13 protein-coding genes are annotated in these 19,354 nt (G+C 56.1%); 1 reads left to right on the forward strand and 12 read right to left on the reverse strand.

The annotated features are described in order from the left end of the window. Positions 1–18 precede the first annotated feature (18 nt). From G538_RS16170 to G538_RS0110060, 3 genes are all read right to left on the reverse strand, one after another. Positions 19–2,553, reverse strand: coding sequence for a ComEC/Rec2 family competence protein (locus tag G538_RS16170; protein WP_051196916.1), 2,535 nt, complete (start codon positions 2,551–2,553; stop codon positions 19–21). Positions 2,554–2,559: 6 nt separating this feature from the next. Continuing rightward, positions 2,560–3,414, reverse strand: coding sequence for a helix-hairpin-helix domain-containing protein (locus G538_RS18345; protein WP_051196918.1), 855 nt, complete (start codon positions 3,412–3,414; stop codon positions 2,560–2,562). A 136-nt stretch (positions 3,415–3,550) separates the two neighbouring features. Then, complete coding sequence (locus tag G538_RS0110060; RefSeq protein WP_029069224.1) at positions 3,551–4,408, reverse strand: DegV family protein; 858 nt, start codon at positions 4,406–4,408, stop codon at positions 3,551–3,553. A 210-nt stretch (positions 4,409–4,618) separates the two neighbouring features. Here G538_RS0110060 and G538_RS0110065 point away from each other — a divergent pair, with 210 nt between their 5' ends. Then, positions 4,619–5,908, forward strand: a complete 1,290-nt coding sequence (locus G538_RS0110065) for a hypothetical protein (RefSeq protein WP_029069225.1) — start codon at positions 4,619–4,621, stop codon at positions 5,906–5,908. On the opposite strand, the gene G538_RS16180 is transcribed toward G538_RS0110065, so the two are convergent. The 9 genes from G538_RS16180 to G538_RS0110110 all read right to left on the reverse strand — a co-directional run bounded on the left by G538_RS16180 (position 5,861) and on the right by G538_RS0110110 (position 19,328). Next, entirely contained in the window at positions 5,861–9,313 is a 3,453-nt protein-coding gene (locus G538_RS16180; RefSeq protein WP_084618297.1) for an ATP-binding protein, read from the reverse strand. The genes G538_RS0110065 and G538_RS16180 overlap by 48 nt on opposite strands. Next, a complete protein-coding gene (locus G538_RS16185; RefSeq protein ID WP_035834085.1) occupies positions 9,310–9,963 on the reverse strand; it encodes a DUF4194 domain-containing protein in 654 nt (217 codons plus the stop codon). Before G538_RS16185 ends, G538_RS16180 begins: the two co-directional genes overlap by 4 nt. Then, positions 9,960–11,459, reverse strand: a complete 1,500-nt coding sequence (locus G538_RS16190; RefSeq protein WP_035834087.1) for a DUF3375 domain-containing protein — start codon at positions 11,457–11,459, stop codon at positions 9,960–9,962. Before G538_RS16190 ends, G538_RS16185 begins: the two co-directional genes overlap by 4 nt. Before the next feature lie 82 nt (positions 11,460–11,541). Then, positions 11,542–14,490, reverse strand: a complete 2,949-nt coding sequence (gene leuS, locus G538_RS0110085; protein ID WP_029069226.1) for a leucine--tRNA ligase — start codon at positions 14,488–14,490, stop codon at positions 11,542–11,544. A gap of 89 nt (positions 14,491–14,579) precedes the next feature. Then, on the reverse strand, positions 14,580–15,236 hold the full coding sequence (locus G538_RS16195) for a vitamin K epoxide reductase family protein (RefSeq protein WP_035834090.1): 657 nt from the start codon (positions 15,234–15,236) through the stop codon (positions 14,580–14,582). A 150-nt stretch (positions 15,237–15,386) separates the two neighbouring features. After that, the gene (locus tag G538_RS0110095) at positions 15,387–16,586 is read right to left on the reverse strand and encodes an MFS transporter (RefSeq protein WP_029069227.1); all 1,200 of its coding nucleotides are present in this window, start codon (positions 16,584–16,586) and stop codon (positions 15,387–15,389) included. Next, complete coding sequence (locus G538_RS0110100; protein ID WP_029069228.1) at positions 16,583–17,272, reverse strand: metal-dependent transcriptional regulator; 690 nt, start codon at positions 17,270–17,272, stop codon at positions 16,583–16,585. The genes G538_RS0110095 and G538_RS0110100 overlap by 4 nt, the downstream gene beginning before the upstream one ends. Further along, the gene (locus G538_RS16200; protein ID WP_157544422.1) at positions 17,269–19,125 is read right to left on the reverse strand and encodes a metallophosphoesterase family protein; all 1,857 of its coding nucleotides are present in this window, start codon (positions 19,123–19,125) and stop codon (positions 17,269–17,271) included. Before G538_RS16200 ends, G538_RS0110100 begins: the two co-directional genes overlap by 4 nt. After that, a complete protein-coding gene (locus G538_RS0110110) occupies positions 19,122–19,328 on the reverse strand; it encodes a hypothetical protein (RefSeq protein WP_029069229.1) in 207 nt (68 codons plus the stop codon). The genes G538_RS16200 and G538_RS0110110 overlap by 4 nt, the downstream gene beginning before the upstream one ends. Positions 19,329–19,354: the final 26 nt, after the last annotated feature.

Raw genomic sequence — 19,354 nt, forward strand, 5'->3', positions numbered from 1 at the left:
TTCTCCCGTTGATTCCAACTATCTTCCTCCCTGTTGCACCGCGCACCCGTGGACCACCAGCTCGTCGCCCACTGCACTGATCTCAAAGTTGTGGCACGTGTCCGTCCGCAAGGGCACTGCGGGTTGGTACATCGCCAAAGCATCTTTGTGGGGGTGTCCATAGGTATTTCCGCGCCCCACCCCAATGAGTACAGCATCTGGGTTAAGCACGTCCGCTAGTAGTTGACTTTGGCTTGCAGATCCGTGGTGCGACATTTTCACGATGCGTGTAGATGCCTGGCTGATGCGCACGGCCCCCTCGGCGGTCAGAGTGTTGGCTAGTCGCTCCTGAGCATCGTGTTCTACATCTCCAAGAAACGTCACACCTAGTGTGTGCTCACCACTCGTCAGCGTGAGATGGATGGCTAGTGAGTCATCATTCCTGGTGTCTTGGCCTTGTTTGTCTCCCCGCACCACCGAGGGGGTTGTACTGGCCGGTACGGCGGGCCATAACGCGTCGTAGGTCAATGTGTCAGTGAGCTGCCGTGAAACCCCGGCATAGTCATAGCTGACTTTCGTCTGGTGGAACTGGGCCACCCGAGCCACCTGGTCCACATGCTCACCGGACCACGCACCATAACGGTAAGACACAATGAGGTGATCAATAGGCACATGCTGCGCAACCTCTTCAAGCGCTCCCACATGGTCTTCGTGGGCGTGAGACAACACCAACGTAGAAATGCGGGTAACCCCCAGATCATCAAGACACGACGTCACGGACTGGCCAGGTGGACCCACATCAACCATGACCGTGTGCCCAGTAGAATCTTGAACCAAAAAAGCATCCCCTTGCCCCACATCGCAGGCGGCAACAACCCAGGCACCGTCAGGAGGATCCAACACTGTAGAAAGCCACGCAGGGCGAACCACGACAATAACGATTGCGACAACAAGAACCCCAATCACCCGGATGAGGGCTGTGGAGGGTTTCATGAGTGGGGCTGCGGAACGCGGAGGAAAAACAGGAAAATCCATCAGCCGAGTCGTTGACACTAACCAGGTGGACCGGGCCCGTTGCCGCAACGACACCAGATGCTGCACCACCCGCCTCCCACCGCCGCTGAGAACCCCCACCACGACCACCAAGACGGCCCCCACAGCAACAGCCCCGCCAATGCCCTCAAGCCACGGCACAGTAGCCGAAGGCCACGCCGCAAACGTTTGTGCAACCATCGCGATCCACCACGTGGCACCACTGGCAGCATGAAAAAACAGCATCGCTATACCCGGCGCAACCGTCGACAACAGTGTGCCGGCAACAGCACACAGCGTCGCAGGAGCTAAAGCTAGGGTCGCCACAGCGTTCGCCGGCACGCTGTACAACGACACCGACGGTTCCAACAGAATAAGAATCGGTGTACACGCAATCCAGGCAGCAAGAGGAACAGCAAGAAACGCAGCCAACCCGTAAGGCATCCAACGCCGTGGACGTTGCGGGCGGTGCAGCCACACCGCCAACGGGCGCGTTCCCACAATGAGCCCCGCAGTAGCAACAACGGACAACACAAAACCGTAATGTACTGCTAACTGAGGGTCCGCAATCAGCAAAACAATCACCGCCCAGGACAACGCTGTCATCCCCTGATGAGGGCGACGCAACAACAACGCCAACACGGTAATACCTGCCATTGCCGCTGCCCGCATCACACTGGGTTGAGGTTGCACAAGCACCACAAACACAACCATGACTAAGCCAGCAAGAAGCCCCCTCAACCACACCGGTGTGCTCCGAAGCACAAGGAGCGCACACGTGAAAATCAGAGCAAAATGCGAACCCGACACTGCAGTGATATGAGTTAAGCCCGTCACCTTCATGGCCGCGTCAAGTTCATCAGACATCAACGACGTGTCACCAATCGCAGTGCCTGGCACCAACCCTCGCGCCTGATCACTCATATCCGCGACCGCCGTCAGCGTCGCCGCCCGCAACGAGTTCGCCCACGCCGCCGTCCCCGAGGGGACCTGAAGAACCTCAACACTGTCCGCTTCAAAAAAAGCATGCCGGTGACTTGGCGTGGGCGCCTCACGCACCGTTCCACACACAGACACCACACTGCGAAAATCCAACGGCTCCTGCGACAAAACCATCACTGTCACATGCTGAACACTCAGATCGGCGTACCAAACAGGTCGCTGAGGTGTCGACGAAGACGTCGGGCGCGATGATCCCAAAACCACACCCTGCGCGCACACAGAACTCTCCTGCGCAGCAGCGTCATACCACCCCGCCTTCTCCGCGCGATACATCGTGCCCCACGCCGAAGCCAAAACCAGCATCGTGCACACCGCGGTCACCGCCACACCCACACAGGCAGCCAACACACGGCGAGACACCCGAGGAGAAACACTCCCCCAACGCCGCAGAACACACACCATCACCACGGCACAAACCACAGCCACACAGGCAACCACCAGAACCCCCGGCAGCAACACATCACGGTGGTTCAGCGTGATAATCGCTGCGATCCATGGAACACCCGCTACCGGAACAAGGCGGTAGTCAATAACTTTCATCGCCGGTTACGTGGTAATCAAGTCAGCAACATTAGCCATAATCGCTGGCCCTATCCCACTCACCGCATCCAACCCATCAGGGGAGGTAAACGGACCATGCGCATCACGATGCGCAACAATCCGCCCCGCCAAGGCAGGCCCAATCCCCGGGAGCGCCTGTAACTCCTGTGCGCTCGCAGTATTGATGTTGATAGGTGCGGTTGGCGCTTGCTCGTTCGTATGTGCCGGTGGGTTTCCTGTTGTTGTGGCGGGCAGTGTTTCACCAGGTTGTGGAACAAGGATCTGCTCACCATCGGTGAGCGTACGGGCAAGGTTATGCGCCTCGATGTCAGCTTTTTTCGTCACCCCACCGGCAGCCTCAATGGCATCTGCGACACGGGACTGTTCAGGGAGCGAATATAGGCCGGGCTTCTTGACCTCGCCTGCCACATGAATGACTATTTCCGATGCGGCCCCCACCTCAGCGTTGCCGCCGCTAGGCACAGTCGCTGGCGCCGTTTCCTGTTGCGCGTCAGGCGCAGCAGCGGGGTCAGCGGCGGGGTCAGCGGCGAAATCCTCTTCTTGGTTATCTGTGAGGACTGCACCCGTCAAAGGTGTTGTGGCGTCCTGATAGGTGAGGAGTTGGTACCCGAGGAACAACGCGAGCGCCACTGTGATGACGATGCTTGCCGCACGAGCAGACAGCACCCATCGGTGGGTTCGGCGATGACGGGCTACAAGACCATCGTGTTCAAGTGGATGCCCGTGCGCTGCAGTATAAGCAGCGAAAACGGACTCACGAGCTGAAGTGAGCGCTGGGCGTGGAAGCGCATCATCATGACTTGTTGCGGGATCAGAATGGGTGTTGTCAGTGGTGGTCACCCGTGTGAGGGTACGGATAGGTGCACAGTGGTGCTGTCGCGAAGGCTGTTGTGATCAGCCTAAAGGTGGATAACCCTCAAGCCTTACTCCTGGGGACAACGAGACTCCGCGCACTGAGCCAGAGCTTCGTGCGCAATCAACCAGCCGATGTCGTTGTCCGAGCCCACACAACGGCCAACGTACCAATACCTGTGTGCGCTGCAAGCACAGTGGACAGCGGCGCCACGACAACGTCCACACCTAGTACGTCACGCAATTCCTGAGCGAGGTCATCTGCCTGATCCGGGGCAACACAATGCTGCACAGCAAACTGGTTTGCTCCACGTTCTTGAGCGCGCTGAGCTGCAACAATAAGTCGCTCAGTACCAGCAACCGCAGACCGCACTGCGCCGTGAGGTGAGATGGTCCCGCCTTTGAGGCTGAGCATCGGGCGAATCCCTAGCCGCTGCCCTAACGCACCCATGGGAGCAGACAACCGCCCACCCGCCACAAGACGATCTAAAGTATCGACCAGAAACTCCGCGCCAGCGTGGCTACGCCACTTGGCAATAGTGTCAGCGATGCGGGCAGCGGACATTCCTTGGTCAGCAAGTCGCTGTGCTTCCATCACGAGAAAACCCAAAGACAGGCCCGCAACGGTGGAATCAATCACGTGAATACGCCCTGGCCATGCCCGAGCAGCAACTGCTGCTCGTTGACAGGTTCCCGATAGGTGCGCGGAAATATGCAACGAAATAATGTGTTCCGCACCACCCTTCAATGCGGCCGCATACGCTGCAGTGAACTGGGATTCAGCTGGTTGGGAGGTGCGCAGTGGCATACCTGCACGCAAAAAAGCTTCACAGTCTTGCGCGGTGAAATCAACATTCTCAGTGAACTCATGACCGTTACCGTGAACATGGAGATTAACGACCCGAACCGCACTGCTGCCAGTTGCCCCGGGGGGAAGGCACGCCGTGGAGTCGGTGACAATAACAATTGGTGAATCCTGCACCCTCGTAGACTACCGCTTTCACGACAGGGCAGTTGTCACAGGAGGTAGCCGAAAGGTGGAGTGAGGTACAGGCAAAATAACCCTGCAGTCTGACGCGACAGCGCGTAGGGCACCGTAGGTTTGATCATGGGAAGATTGCTGGCGTTGTTCCCCAACTCTTCCTGAACACTCAGTCAAGTGCTATTGACGTTCACTCATGGAAGGGGCAGCATGCAGGCAATCAGCGATTTTTATCAGCAGATGCGCCACATCGCTGTCGCTTTGACCTGCGTTGCTGCCGTAACGGCCCTTGCGGCGTGCACCCCTTCTCCACGCGAATCTCCAGACCCCACGGACCCAACATCCGCTCAACACCAAGCCGCTACTCACATCACTCATGGTGCTGGGCGCCTCACTGTTGTGGAATCTGACAAAGCACAGACTGCTCTCAACGGACGCCAATTCAGTGTGATCCAAGAGTACTCCGGCGGGGACGGGGAGGACTTCTCGGCAGCGCAACTCACCGAAGACGGTGACATTGTGGCGTTGGCCCGCGATACTGCTTCGGAGACTGGCAGTCGGAACGTGGGGCGAGTTGACTCGGGGAACTACCAACAAATAGCTGACACCACAGTGTTTTGGGGCGGTCAGTTTCATGAAGTTGTGGCAGTCTCCACCACCTCAGAGACAACTGCTTGGCTAGAAAACACCGGTTCAGACGGATTCGCTGGTACTGATGCATGGAAACTCTTCATGCTTCATGACGGAGTAGTCCGAGAAGTTGCCTCCTCACAGGAAAACCTTCCCGATGTGACAAGCCCAGATTTCGGTGACCTCGTCGTTGCAACATCGGAAGACGGAACTCGATTCACCCTTGCTATCACTGGTGAAACTGCACCCCCAGACGGAGGTTCCCGCCACAAGCGCAGTTACCTCATTGAAGGATTAGTTGATCCCTTGATGTGGGAGGAGCCCGCTCAGCACACAACCCTCGCCGTCCACGACCTCGGGCAAACTCAGCTGGCCAGCGTTGTTCAAGACACTGCGTGGCAGGTGCAATCTTCTTCAGAAAATGGGGTCACCACCTTTGCGGTGTCCTCAACTGACCTGACCTCTGACTCCCCTGAACCTGTCCAGCGATTAGTGTACGAGCCTGGAGTGCGAGTGCACCATCACATCGTGTCTGACGGTTCAATGATTGCGGTGCGCGCAAGCATGGGTGGCGAGACATGGATCGACATCATGACACCGCAAACCATGGACATCACCCGAGTGTTGTTGGACTCTGCCCCAGCCGATATCGCGTTGTGCGACGGGTTACTGGCGTGGACATCACCGGCAGCTGATGACCGCTCCTCCCCCGTGTTTATTTTCACGACAGACACCGGTACGTTGTGGTCCACCGACGTCTCGGACAACTTGGGGTCCATCGCCTGCCGTGACGGGTACATCATGTGGCAGGCGATGGATGCATCAGTTGATCAAGGTGCCACGGCCGTTGTGGTTGCTTGGCAAGAGTGACTCTTGAATAACGTGGTTGTCTTGTAGCTCTTCCTCGTTCTGCAGGTTTTCTTGGGTGTAGTTGATACCGGGTAGAGCAGCATCAGTGGCAAGAGACCATGTCAGTTGTGTGAGTCCTTTGCTGTCCTTCACAGTTTGCACCAGCAGTGACATGTGCGGTTCCAACGCTGAGACTTTATCCAACGGCGCACCCACAATGAGTTGGAACCCTAACCCTTTCCAGGCTGAGACACTTCGCCCAGCAAACCGCGAGTCGGCTTTGATGAATGCTTCATCGAGGAAAACTGGTGCATAACGTGGGCGGGCCGCGTCTGCGTCACCAAGCTGGTAACGCAGTGCGGCTCCAACAATAAAAGCCACGAGCTCTTGGGATTCGCCACCTGACTTTCCAGCGATGTGGTCAAACACGGAAACCTCAGTACCCTGCAGGTCAACTTTCATCGCATCTACCTTGACGTGTTCACGCACGTCGATGAGCCGCCGATGCTCAGGAGACTCTGGGCGGACACGGTTCAGTAACGCAGCCATTCGGGCGTAGTGACGTTCCCTGTCAGCTGGTGCAGAGTCTGCACCAAGTTGGGTGGCGAGTTCTTTGAGTTCATGCCGGAAACTACGGATGTCCTGTGATTCAGTGACTTTCGCGACGATCTTTAAGCGATGGTGGTCGTCTTGGAACGGCAGTTTCCACAAAATGTCATTGACTGGTTCCATCCGTTGCCGAATTTCGTCGATTGCTTGCGATATTTGCGCGTTCAACGTGGTGAGTTCATGCCCTGACAACAGGGTGAGAGTTCGGTCCCACTTTTCGCGTAGTTCGTAGAGCCGTTGGTGTTCGAGTTCCGTCAGAATTCTTTCAAAGTCTTCGAACGACCTCTCCGGGTGGGACCCAACATTTGGGTTGGGCCACCGGGCAAGGAACTGAGTGAATACCCTTTCCAGTTCATGAAGCACAGATTGAACTTTTTCTTGCGCATGGTGTCGTTCAACCTGAAGTTCACGGATCATCGCGGTCACTGCGGCATCGAACTCTGCGATGCTACCGGCGTGGGATTGCTCCACCCGAGAATCCAGCAATTTTTCGATCCGGGGGTCAAGCGTGGTGTCTTCGACGTTTTCTAGCCGGTCTTTCGCAGCGTCTTCAATGTCTACCAACCCCGCATAGGTTGCCTCGAGGTCTTCAATACGTGCTGAGGCGTGAGCTATGCGAGTGCGTACTGCAGAGAGCTGGGCGCTGATTTCGTTTTCTTCGCGTTTAAGTTGCGCAACGATGTCGCTGCCGGCTGTGATGTCTTCTAATTGCTGGCGGCGGTTTTCCGCGAGTTGTTGTGCGGCAGCGACATCAATGTTGTCCCAACTCACTGTCAAAATGTGTTCGTGCGCCCGCACGACATTGCGTAGTGTTGCTTGAGCCTCTGCAGCTGCGTCAGCGGCACCGGTCTCTTGCGCGATCTTCTCATCGCAGGCAGCTGCTTCAGCACTCAGGGCAACAATGGCGCCGTCGTTGGAGAAACCTAGCACGGCACGCGTGAGCCCCCCATGACTTCCCCGGCGCCCCTGGCTGGTTTGCCCGGTGACAGTTAATGCTTGCGGGTGGGAGTTCAGTTCTGCTGGGTCGTTGACACACACCAGGGCGAAAGATTGGAGTAGACGTTCTTGCAACCACCCGGTGAATCGCCCGCGGCGATACTCCAAACGCCCTGGGAGGAGGCGGCGGTCCTCGCATTCACTCTGAGGCATATGCGTGGGTACACCTTCAAAGGAGATCCTTCTGCGCAGCGTCAGTGAGTTAATGGCGCGGCGGAAATCAGGAAGTTTCTCCTCGTCAACAAGGAGGGTGACCGCAAACCCGCCAAGCGCAGCGGACAGTGCGGTACGCCATGTCTCATACTCGGCCCGTACTTCAACGAGTTCTCCCACAAAGGGCAGATCGTGAGGTTCCATGCCGCATGCTGCGGCTAGTTGGCAGCGGGCCTCATGAAGTTCTGCTGGGATGTTTCCTTGGCGGGCGCGTAGTGACGACAACTGGGCCGCGATGTCATCACGGCGAGTTTGGGCCGCATCACGACGACGAAGCGCCTGGTAGTGCTGATCGCGTAACTCTTGTTCCCGTTCACTTAAACCGTTGAGGAATTCACGCGCTGTGCGTTGAACACTGTCAAAGTCGCGCCGTGTTGTCACCGTGGCATCTAAGGTGTGCAGGTGGCGATCCAGCGTCGAACGTGTCGCCTCTACCGTTCGTGCTGATTCCTCAAGACCGCGCAAATCGCGGGTGAGGGCGTCAACGCTATCCCCACCTTCGTTGCGGATTGAGGTTCGCACAGTGTCGAGTTGGGTATCTAACGCACTTTCTTGAGCGAGAGCTTGGGCACGTTCTTCCCGGTGCCTGCGAAACTCTTGCCTGTTGTTGGCAATTTCACTGCCCAACAGTGTCACGATGCGTCGGTCACGCCACACCGTGAAGGGTGAGGTGTCCGACGTGTCCGTGAGCAACCCAGCATCATCAATGGCGTGTAAGCCTTCTCGGGCCTGTTCGAGGCTACCTTTAAGTTCGCGAATTGGTTCCAGGTGCGCTACTTGTTGCTGTGCTGTCATCATTTCTTGGCGGACAGTGCTGAGCTCATCAAAGTGCGCCACCGCTTTGGCAGCGGTGTCGAAGGTGGCTGGTTCTTCTAACACCATCTGCTTATACAAGGCGTCAACGGTAGATATGTGTTGGCCTGCTTGGATTCTGGCAAGCAGTTGCATCGCTTTTGCCCCACCACCTGCAGCACCAATTCCCAACGCTGAGTGGAGGCGAGTGAAGAACGCTGCATCCGTGTCATACAGGGTAAGTCCCTCCACCTGGGTGAGGGTGCGTTTGGAGAACCTGCCCTGTGCATGGGACACCAACCTGCGCAGGTCAAACTTTCCCTCCACTGTCGCCCGGTGGAAAACGCACTCATCGTTGCGCCGTGCACGGCGCGGAACATAGAAAATGCGCAACGCGGTCATGAGTGCGCCGCGTTGGTCACGCCACGTCATCGCTACAGCGGACCAAGTGTCGCTGTCTCCGCCTCGTAACACCGTTTCAGTGGGGCCAGTTGCTGTTGGGCGATCATCTGTTTTGCCGCGCACATAACTGATGATGTTGCGTTGGTCTTGTCCTCGGGCGCGGCCTGATGTTGCAGAGTTTGACGCGCCGTTAAAGGGGGTGGTGTGGGGCATCATTAGCGCAATGTAGGCGTCAAGAAGGGTTGATTTTCCGGTCCCTGAACCACCGGAGAGTAGTGTTCCTTCTGGGTGGAAAGGCAGTGCGTGGTGTCCGTGGTAACCGCCCCAGTTCACCAGTTGCAGGGACTCTGCCAACCATTGTTGGCCGGTAGATTCGCGGGGAATTAATCCAAAGAGCGAGTCAACAAATGTCACAGCAGGTCCCCTTGATCTGTGGTGGGTGTTGCGGTGTTTTCCGTCAACCACTGGGTAAGTTCGGTGAGGCGTGAAACGGGTAGAAGTATTTCGATCACTGATGACACTTGGTAGCGCCCTGGTTCACGTTCCGTCATCACACCTTCACGGGTGAGCTGGTTGATGGCTGCTCGAATTTCGTGGTGACGTGCTGCCTGGTTTGTGTCATGTTGCGGGAAGAATGAGTCGGCGTAGTCGATGAGGTCTTCGGAGTCAACAAATACTGATTGGGCGCCAAGGGCAGCGTGTTGCCGGTAGACGGTGCGTAAGTGAATGAGCACAAGAGTTTCAACACGTTTGTATGCCTCGTCTTTCAGGAGGATCGGAACGTGGGTGTCCTCCAGCCTCACCTGTTGTTTATAGGCAATGTCGTAGTTGCGATCAACGATGAGGGTGAGGAACATGTCGTGAAACCGGGACTGCAACAGGTCTTCATGCGTCAAGATCGCTCGCCATACTGCAGGGTGATTCGCCCGGTCTACGAAGCGTTTTTGGAGCAGGAGCGCTAATGCACGGCGCGCTTCACTGGGGAGTTGGCCGCGGTCAGCGTCAAAAAGAATCGTTTGCGGAGCTTCCACCGGTGTGGTGTCGACAAAAGGCTCATCACTCATGGGGTTTCTCCGTGTTCTACCTGTGCGAGGCCAACCGTGTGGCGGGGAATATAAAACTGACGACGTGTCCCGTCATGGCGGATCGCGGTGACTGTGTCGACCTGGTGCGCCTCCCCAGGTGTTTCAGTGGTCTGTAAGTTCTTGCTTGTGAGCGCCATTTCTTGGAAGCCAAGAATTTCCACGGGGCGTTGCAGATCAGGGGAACTCTGGGCAAAAAGTTGGGCAATTGTTACTGCCTCTTGCCGAGCAAGTGCTGCTTGGAATGCGCCATGAATCGCTTCGTGTTGTGGCCCACCCAAGGCCAGCATGTCATCCAGTGCCATGCCTGAGACCTCTTCACGAGGCGCATCAAGATGATCAGGAACCGGTGTAGCCCCCAAATCGGCGAGAGTAGTACGTAACCGCCCCAGTGCTGCGCGTTGGAACCGTGGCATCGCGTCAACTCGGTCTCCGCGATGTGATTGTTCGAACCATCGTGTCAGTGCGGTAACTGTTGACCGTAGCGCTTCGTCAAGTTCGCGGTCGCGCAATGGGTTGTGGTGGGTGATGTTCGCGGTGAGGGTGCGTGAGGCACGTTGTTGTTCTGTGAGGACCACATTGACAGAATCCAGGATGGACGTTTTGATCCCTCGTAGTGCAGCTTTGTCACGACTGTCCAACGCTCTAGCGTGTGGGTGGGAAAGTATCGCATCAATTGCTTGGTCAAGTTCATTGAGAAGGGTTTCATCGCGCAGGACATCAACGGCTCCGGTGAATGCGCGGCCTTCTGGTGTGTGATGGAGGAGTTGCTCAGAGGCATCGAGGTACTCATCAAGCACATCTCCTGCTGGGCGGGAGTCTGAGCGTAGGTCGCTGAGGATAGACCGTTGGAGATCTTTGATTGACTCGGCCACGCGCGCAAAATCGGCGGGAAGTTCCCGTACCAGATAGCGCACGTTGTCCAGTTGCTCTTCCATACGTTGCGGTTCAATGGTGGGCATTGGGGCACCTGCCCGCAGTGCATCGCGTTCCTGTGTGAGGCGTTGTATGTCGCGGTCGAGTTGGGTGATGCGCGCTTCACGGTCTGGTTGAGCTTCGTGCGCGAATCGTTCAATGGTGGACAACAACGTTCGGATTCTCGACTCTGACACCAGTTGATGCATGCCCGATGCGCGCGCCACAAAATCAAGTGCATCTTGGGTGTGGGAGGTCAGTGAGTATTCTTCGGTGTTGTCCACTGTCACCTGGCGAATCAACCACTTTTCCCGAACCCACCGGGTGGTCAGTTGACGCACGGAGGAAGCTTCAATGTCTGCCACGCCATGTGCGCGTAACTGCGTCAGATGGTCTTCAATTTCGACGTAGAACTGCTCGGCCCCAACGCTGGTGCGTTGGGCGGAAAAAACTGAAGCAAACAGGGCCAGAACTGTTGGTGCGTATTGCCTGTTGAGCAGCGTTAATGTGGGTTGACTAAAGGCACGGCGGGCCCGATCAAGTTGGTCAGTCAAGGGCTGCACGTTTCTCCTCACACATGGCGCTGACCGCCGTGCATCACCAGGACGGCACGGCGGTCAGCATCGGGTACTCGTTGAGCGGCAATCACTCCGGGACGATGTTCACCAACTTTGGTGCCCGCACAATGATTTTGCGAATCCCACGCCCATCGAGAGTGCGTTTCACGCCGTCATTGTCCAGAGCCAGAGCTTGCAGGTCCTCATCACTAATCGATGGGCTAACTTCTCCCTTACCGCGGACTTTGCCCTGTACTTGGAAGATCGTGGTGACGGTGTCTTCCACCAGGTATTTTTCCTCAGCCACAGGGAACGGTTGGTACACAACAGAGTCGGTGTGCCCCAACTTGTGCCACAATTCCTCGGCGATGTGTGGCGCGACAGGCGCAACCATGATGACGAGCGCTTCGGCAGCTGCACGCGGCACCTGTGGCAGCGATGTGAGGTGGTTATTCAACTCAATGAGCTTGGCAATGGCCGTATTGATGCGCATGCCGGACATCTCTTCACGGACAGCCACAATTGTTTTATGCAGTGCCCGCAGTGTCGCAACATCGCCAGGTTCTTCGGAAACTGTCACCTCGCCAGTGTTCTCATCAAGCACATTGCGCCACAAACGCTGAAGAAAACGTTGTGCACCAACGACAGCACGGGTTTCCCATGGGCGAGACAAATCCAAGGGGCCCATAGACATCTCATACACACGGAAGGTGTCTGCACCATAGTTCTCGTACATTTCATCAGGTGTCACCACATTTTTCAGTGATTTACCCATCTTCCCGTATTCGCGAGCAACCGGCTGCCCTTGCCAGGTGTAGACAGTTGAACCGGATTCATCCGTGTGTTCTTCGACCTCCGCTGCAGGCACATATTGTCCACGTGCGTCAGTGTATGCGTAGGCCTGAACGTAACCTTGGTTGAAGAGCTTGTGGAACGGCTCAGGTGAGGAGACGTGCCCCAGATCGAAGAGGACTTTGTGCCAAAACCTGGCGTACAACAAGTGCAAAACTGCGTGTTCTACACCGCCAACGTACAGGTCCACTCCCCCAGCATCTGCGACTTGCTCATTGTGGTGAGGGCCAACCCAATACTGTTCAAGCTCACGGGAAACCACGTTCTGGGAATCAGAGGCGTTGTTTGTTGGGTCGATGTACCGCAAGTAATACCAGCATGACCCCGCCCAGTTAGGCATGGTGTTGGTTTCTCGGCGGTATGTTCGCACTCCGTCACCGAGATCGAGGTCAACGTTCACCCATTCATCGTTGCGGCCCAACGGAGGTTCCGGTTGGGATTCTGCATCCTGTGGGTCGAAGGTTCGCGGTGCGAAGTCTGGGGTGTCAGGCAACGCGATGGGCAGCATCGACTCAGGAACCGCAATGGGCTGGTCATTCTCGTCATACACAATGGGGAAGGGTTCACCCCAGTAGCGTTGCCGTGAGAACAACCAATCGCGCAAACGGTAGGTGACTGTACCTGTGCCAGTTTTTTGTTGTTCAAGCCAAGAAATAATCGCGCTCTTCGCTTGTGGCACCGTCATACCGTTGAGGCTAATTTCCTCATTTGATGAGTTGATGATGTCACCATCACCGGTCCACGCACTGTCACCAGCAAAGTCTTGCGGTGGAGCAACGGTGTAGACCACATCGAGGTCGAAAGCCTGAGCAAATGCGTAGTCTCGATCGTCGCCACCGGGAACAGCCATAATTGCGCCGGTACCGTACCCCATGAGGACATAGTCTGCGGTGAACACTGGAATCTGGCGTCCATCGACTGGGTTTGTTGCGAAAATTCCAGTGAACACACCGGTTTTCTTCTTCGCATCAGCTTGACGTTCTACTGCCGTTTTCGCTGATGCCTCTGCTTGGTAAGCCGTGACCGCATGAGCAGGGTTGTCGTACCCTCCGGTCCAGGCATCACGCGTGCCGTCAGGCCATTGAGTTGGAACAGCAGTTTCCAGGATTGGGTGCTCCGGTGCAACAACCATAAAAGTGGCACCAAACAGCGTGTCCGGGCGAGTCGTGAAGACTTCAATGGTGTGCTCGCCAGCGGTGAAGGCCACATGCGCGCCTTCCGAACGGCCAACCCAGTGGCGCTGCATCGACTTGACCTTCTCTGGCCAGTCAATTGAGGCAAGATCATCTATAAGCCGGTCAGAGTACGCCGTGATCCGCATGTTCCACTGGCGCATGGCGCGCTGGAACACGGGGAAGTTCCCACGTTCAGAACGCCCCTCAGCGGTCACCTCCTCATTGGCCAACACAGTACCCAAGCCTGGGCACCAGTTCACCGGTGACTCAGAAACGTAAGCAAGACGGAAGTGATTCAGCACCTCGGTGCGTTGTGCTGGGGTCAGTTCCCCCCACGGTGTACCAGCGACAACGTCACCCACAGGCGGCACCGCGCGCACACCGGTTGAAAACTCCTGCTCCAACTCACTAATAGGGCGCGCACACCCCAGTGAACCGGCAGGGTTAGTCGCCGCCTCGTCATACCAAGAATTGAATATTTGCAAGAAAATCCACTGTGTCCACCGCACATAGTCTGTGTCAGTTGTGGCGAAGGACCGCCGTGAATCGTGTCCCAAGCCCATACGACGCAGTTGGCGTTGCATGTTGGCGATATTGTCCTGTGTTGCCTGGCGCGGGTGTTGGCCAGTCTGAATGGCATACAACTCTGTGGGCAAACCGAAAGCGTCAAACCCCAACGCGTGCAACACATTGTCACCATTCATACGGCGAAAACGAGCTACTGCATCAGTTGCGATGTAACCCAACGGGTGGCCTACGTGTAAGCCAGCTCCAGAGGGAAAAGGGAACATGTCCATGACAAAGAAGGAAGGACTGTCCGGGTCGGCGTGAAGGCCTTTACCATCAGTGAGTCCGCCCACCGGGTCTGCTGCGTGGTAGGTCCCTTGTTCTTCCCATACCTGCTGCCAGCGAAGTTCAATCTTCTGTGCAAGGTCAGCGGTGTACCGGAACGAAGGCTCGGTGGGTGCAGCGTACGCTGCCGTCTGCTGAGGATTGGGCGTTGTGTTCACACACGCGAGTTTACCGCGTTACCCATGGTGCTTACTGAGAATTCCGCACTCACCTAGCCTGTGATTCCCAGCATGTCTGTGTGACGGCTTTACAAAGCCATCGCGATAACGTCTCCCATGCCCAGCAGAATCCAGACCACAACAGCCAAGAAGAACAACGGCAGCAGGAGAAGCCGGTTGTTCACCATGAACCGGCGTGTCGAATCACTAACCCGTACGTGTTCCTCCTGAACGAGCCACACCAAGGTGTACCACGCCAACGGAATCATCATTGCCCACACCACCATGCAGTAAGGGCACAAGCGCTGTAGCACGTGCACTGAGGTGTACATCAAGAAGACAACAAAGACCATGCCAACGGCCATGCCAATGCCTAGCGCACGGTAGAACCACCGCGGCAAATTCCCACCAGCCAACACAACCACACCTGTTGTAACCACAACGGGGAATACCGCCACACCAATCAACGGATTCGGGAACCCCAGAAGAGCACCCTGGCTGGAAGCCATAGCATCGGCACAGTCGAGAAAGAGATTGAAACTGCAGGACGCCAACCGGTCCGGATTAAGCAACTTGAGGTACTTTTCGATCGCCAACGCCATAGACGCAGCAAAGGCAACAGCACCGGCAACAACAAGCAAAAGTGCAAAGTTCCGGTCCGTCAAACGTCGGACAGGTGGTGCTACGACATCGACGGGGAAATCCTCGTCAGGTAGTGATTCGTCGGTTGAATGCTTCTGTGCCATAGCTGACCCCATGTGTTGTCGCGGAACACCGCACGGTGTTGAACTGAGCCTTCACAACAACTGTGTTGGCTCGCTGGGTGTAAAGTACGTGACTTTTCTGAGGACCACCTGAAGGTTCTGCGCCCCCAGCGTCGTGCACATCGTGCCGGGTCAGGACGTTGAACTAGTTAATACGTCAAGTCGCGAGGGCCGTGGAGGAGTAAAGAGAGTGACTAACACAAAACCCACAACGGTCAGTACCACACCTAGCCACGCCAGATTTTGGTAAGAATCTGGGCGGGCAATGACCAACCCACCTAAAAATGCACCATTGGCATTCGCGAGATTAAGCGCAGAGTGACACAATGCTGCACCCAATGATGGAGCTTTAGGCGAAAGGTCCATCAACAACCCTTGTAATCCCAACGCTAAGTACTGTGAAGTTAGCCCCACCAGAAACACTCCAACAAATAACCACACAGCGTGGCTACCTGTTAGACCAAGAAAGATAAGAGCACCTGAGGTGGTCACAAAACCAACATTCACTGTGCGCTTGACGTCAATGTCCATCATGCGACCGGCGAGGAATATCCCAACAGTCATTCCCGTGCCAAAAAGCGCCAAGAGAATGGGAACCAAGCTCTCATTTACCCCCGCGCCAATAACCGCCATGGGCTGCACGTAGGAATACACCGCAAACATGCCACCGAAACCGATACCAGCAGCAGCGAAGACCGCCCATAGGCGCGGATTACGCATACTAGCCAGTTCAGTACGCGGGCGCGCGCCAGGCTCCGGTGCCACCGGTGGAATAAGCACCAGTAAAGCAGTCATAGCAAGTGCGCCAAGCGCACCAACAGCGATAAATGAAGCTCGCCACCCAAACACGGCCCCCAACCATGAGGACAACGGGACACCAATAACGTTCGCTACGGTCAGTCCACCCAACATGATGGACATCGCGAAACCACGGCGAGCTGAACCAACAATCGCCGTTCCCACCACCGCACCAACACCGAAGAACACTCCATGAGGCAGCCCAGCGAGGAACCTGCCCACGATGAGGAGGCCGAGGTCCGGGGCGAAAGCTGACAACACATTCGCCGCAGAATAGATACCCATCAGCCACATGATGAGGTGTGACCGAGACATCCGAGCAGTAAGAATCGCAATGCTCGGTGCACCGATGACAACCCCTAACGCATAAGCCGTGATGGCATGACCAGCAGCCTGCTCAGTGACATCAAGACCCGATGCGATATTCATGAGTATCCCCATGGTCGCGAACTCGGTTGTTCCAATGGTGAATCCACCAAGTGCGAGCGCTCCAAGGGCAAGAGATTGCTGAGTGGGGGTGAGTGTTTTTGTCACTGAGTCACAATCCATACGGCGTCAGCCGCAAGTAGTCCAAGGGTGAGTAATTGATCAGGCACCTCACTCAATGCAGGGCGCCACATAATGTCCATCACCCCAACAGCTTGAGTGCGCGAAACAATCCGCACATGAGCGTCAAGCCCAAATCCGAGGTCAGCAAAGTAGCGGAGCACATCGGGGTCTTCGTCTGATATTCGAGCTACAGTCCCCCGCGCTCCAGGCTCTAGCACTGCCAAGGTATACGCCTCCGGGGTGGCGTAGGTCAGGTCTTTGGAGGGTATTGGGTCACCGTGTGGATCACGAGTGGGGTGCCCTAACCGAGTGTCAATCCGATCCACCATGAGGTCAGACACTGCGTGCTCAAGCACCTCCGCTTCATCATGGACTTCATCCCATGTGTAGCCCAGTTCTTGAACGAGGAACGTTTCGATCAAACGGTGGCGGCGAACCATCTCCAGCGCTTGTCGGTGACCGAGTTCCGTCAAATGGATAGCACCATAACGTTCGTGATCAAGAAGACCTTGGGAGACAAGACGGCGAACTGTTTCGGAAACCGTTGAGGTGCCGACTCCTAGCCGATCTGCGAGGTCTTTGGTACTGACAGGTTGGTCAGACCACTCCTGAAGGCTCCACACCACTTTGATGTAATCCTGGGCAACGCTGGTTAATTGGGGTGTGTTCACGGAGCGCCCTCCTCCTGTTCGGAGGATTCGTCACTGTCGTTGTCTGCAGTTCCGCTTGGTGTTCCCGAGCGATCTACGGACTCCTCGGAAGCACTTTCGGTGTCAGCCGTGACGGGCATGGGTTGCGGGAATGGTACCCGAGGTCCAACAGTTGCAGTGGCTTGCGGAGTGACACTAATTATTTGCAGGTCGACCATGCGCCGCTCTTGTGGATCAAAGCGCAAGACAGTCATTTCCGCCGTACCGTTCAAGGGGCCAATTGTTACTTTCCCTTTGACAGCACCAGCAGTAGAACTATTGACGTATTGGATGCCTTGACCGGTTTGTTGAGGGCCGATTCTGCGGTGGAAGTGCCCAGAAATCTGCACCGGAGCACACCCACTATTGAGGACAGGCACCCCAACTGCTGGCGTGTGAATCAACAAGATATCGATATCCGCTGCACACGCAACATCAGCCAATCGTGCTCCAGCTTCCGCATAGGTTTCACCAGCAACAAGTGAGGACCCTTGGCCAATTCTGGTTGCTCGTGGGTCAGTATCCCCCAAGAAGGTGATGCCTTGAATCTCCACAGGTTCTGCGTGAAGTGTGATAACTCCGGCTTCCTGGGCCTGAGCAGTGGTGATCTCTGAGTCGTGATTTCCATCAGATTGCACCATGACCGCCCCACTGGGCACGGCCGAGGCGAAACTATCCATGCAGAACCGTTCTAGATCAGTTCCATTCATGGTGGTGTCTCCGCCATTAAGAATGATGGAGGCGCCAACGTGGGTCGCTGCTGTGGTGATCAGCGGTGACATTCCGACGTTGCAATGCAGATCAGTGACAACCAACATCGTGACGTACTCAGAGTCATCCGCAGTAGCGGTATCACGGTCGATAATCCGATCAACCATCAACGGTGATTGCGTCGTTTGAGGTGTGATCGTCAGTGGGGCGTTACCCACGGTGGAAGCACGCAGGGCGTCTGTGCGCATGAGTGTGTCGCGCACCGTTAACGCTTCAAAGAGCGCAGCATCTGCCCGGTCATAGAAGGCTTGGTTTTCCTCATAAACACCAACAAGTTGTTGACCGTAGGTGTCTATTACTCCTGACAAACGGCCCGTGATGCGAGCGCCTTCAAGTGGCGTGTTGTCAAACACGCTTGATGCTTGAGCACCAACTGTTTCAAGGTGCTGTTCGGAGCGCACCACTGTTGTCCAGGTCACGGAGACAATCACAACTGAAGCTGCTGCCGTAAGGAGCCACGTGTGGCGCGCTGCGCGGTAGGAGTACAGGCTTCGCCGAGATCGTCCCATTGCCAGAGCAAAGAGCCCAACGATGGCGATTTGCGCTGCAGCAGCCCATCCAGCGCGGACTAAAGCGTCATGGATCAGAAGCTTGGTTACCAAACTCACGGTTGCCTCTGGCGCGGCAAAGAACTGTAGATAGCTCTGTACGTCTGAACTGAGAGCCTGTAAAGCATCGTCGGGGTTCAAAACGGTCAGTGACTCTGGGATTTCGGAGACCACTGCGGTTACTCCCAACCCAGCGGGTAACGGCGAAGGGATTTGCAAGGTTCCTAGTGGCCCAGCGTCGAGTGTCACCACGGAATTAACGGTGATTTCGTAGGTGGCATCGTGCGGTCCAAAGTTCGCGTGAGCAGTTGCAGTGGTTACCCCATACAACGCACTGGTGAGCGTGATGAAAAGCCCAACAATGCAGAGCCTGACAATACGTGGGGTGATGACTCCATCACGCGGATACATGGCCCATCGAACGAATGCCCGACGCCCCACCCCTAGGCGGTCCCGTACGGTGCGATAGTTGATTCGAGCACGCAGAGCGTTGAACAGGGATTTCGGAGCCGTCAAAGGGCATCCTCAGCGTCACGCGAGAAGATATTTGCTACAGATGCTGGGTTATCGGCTTCCTGCACCGCGGAACTGCCGGTTTCAGCGTCAATGAGCGAGATTGTTTCTGTTTGGGCAACGTGCTGGATGACCTCGTGGCGTGGGTGCGCAACAATAAGGTCAGGTTCTGGGGTGTCACCGTAGTTGGTGGGGTCTTGGCTCATGTCGGGTCTCCTTTGTTGTCTCTAGC

The sequence above is a fragment of the Jonesia quinghaiensis DSM 15701 genome, from assembly GCF_000423205.1.
GTDB classification, from domain to species: Bacteria; Actinomycetota; Actinomycetes; order Actinomycetales; family Cellulomonadaceae; genus Jonesia; species Jonesia quinghaiensis.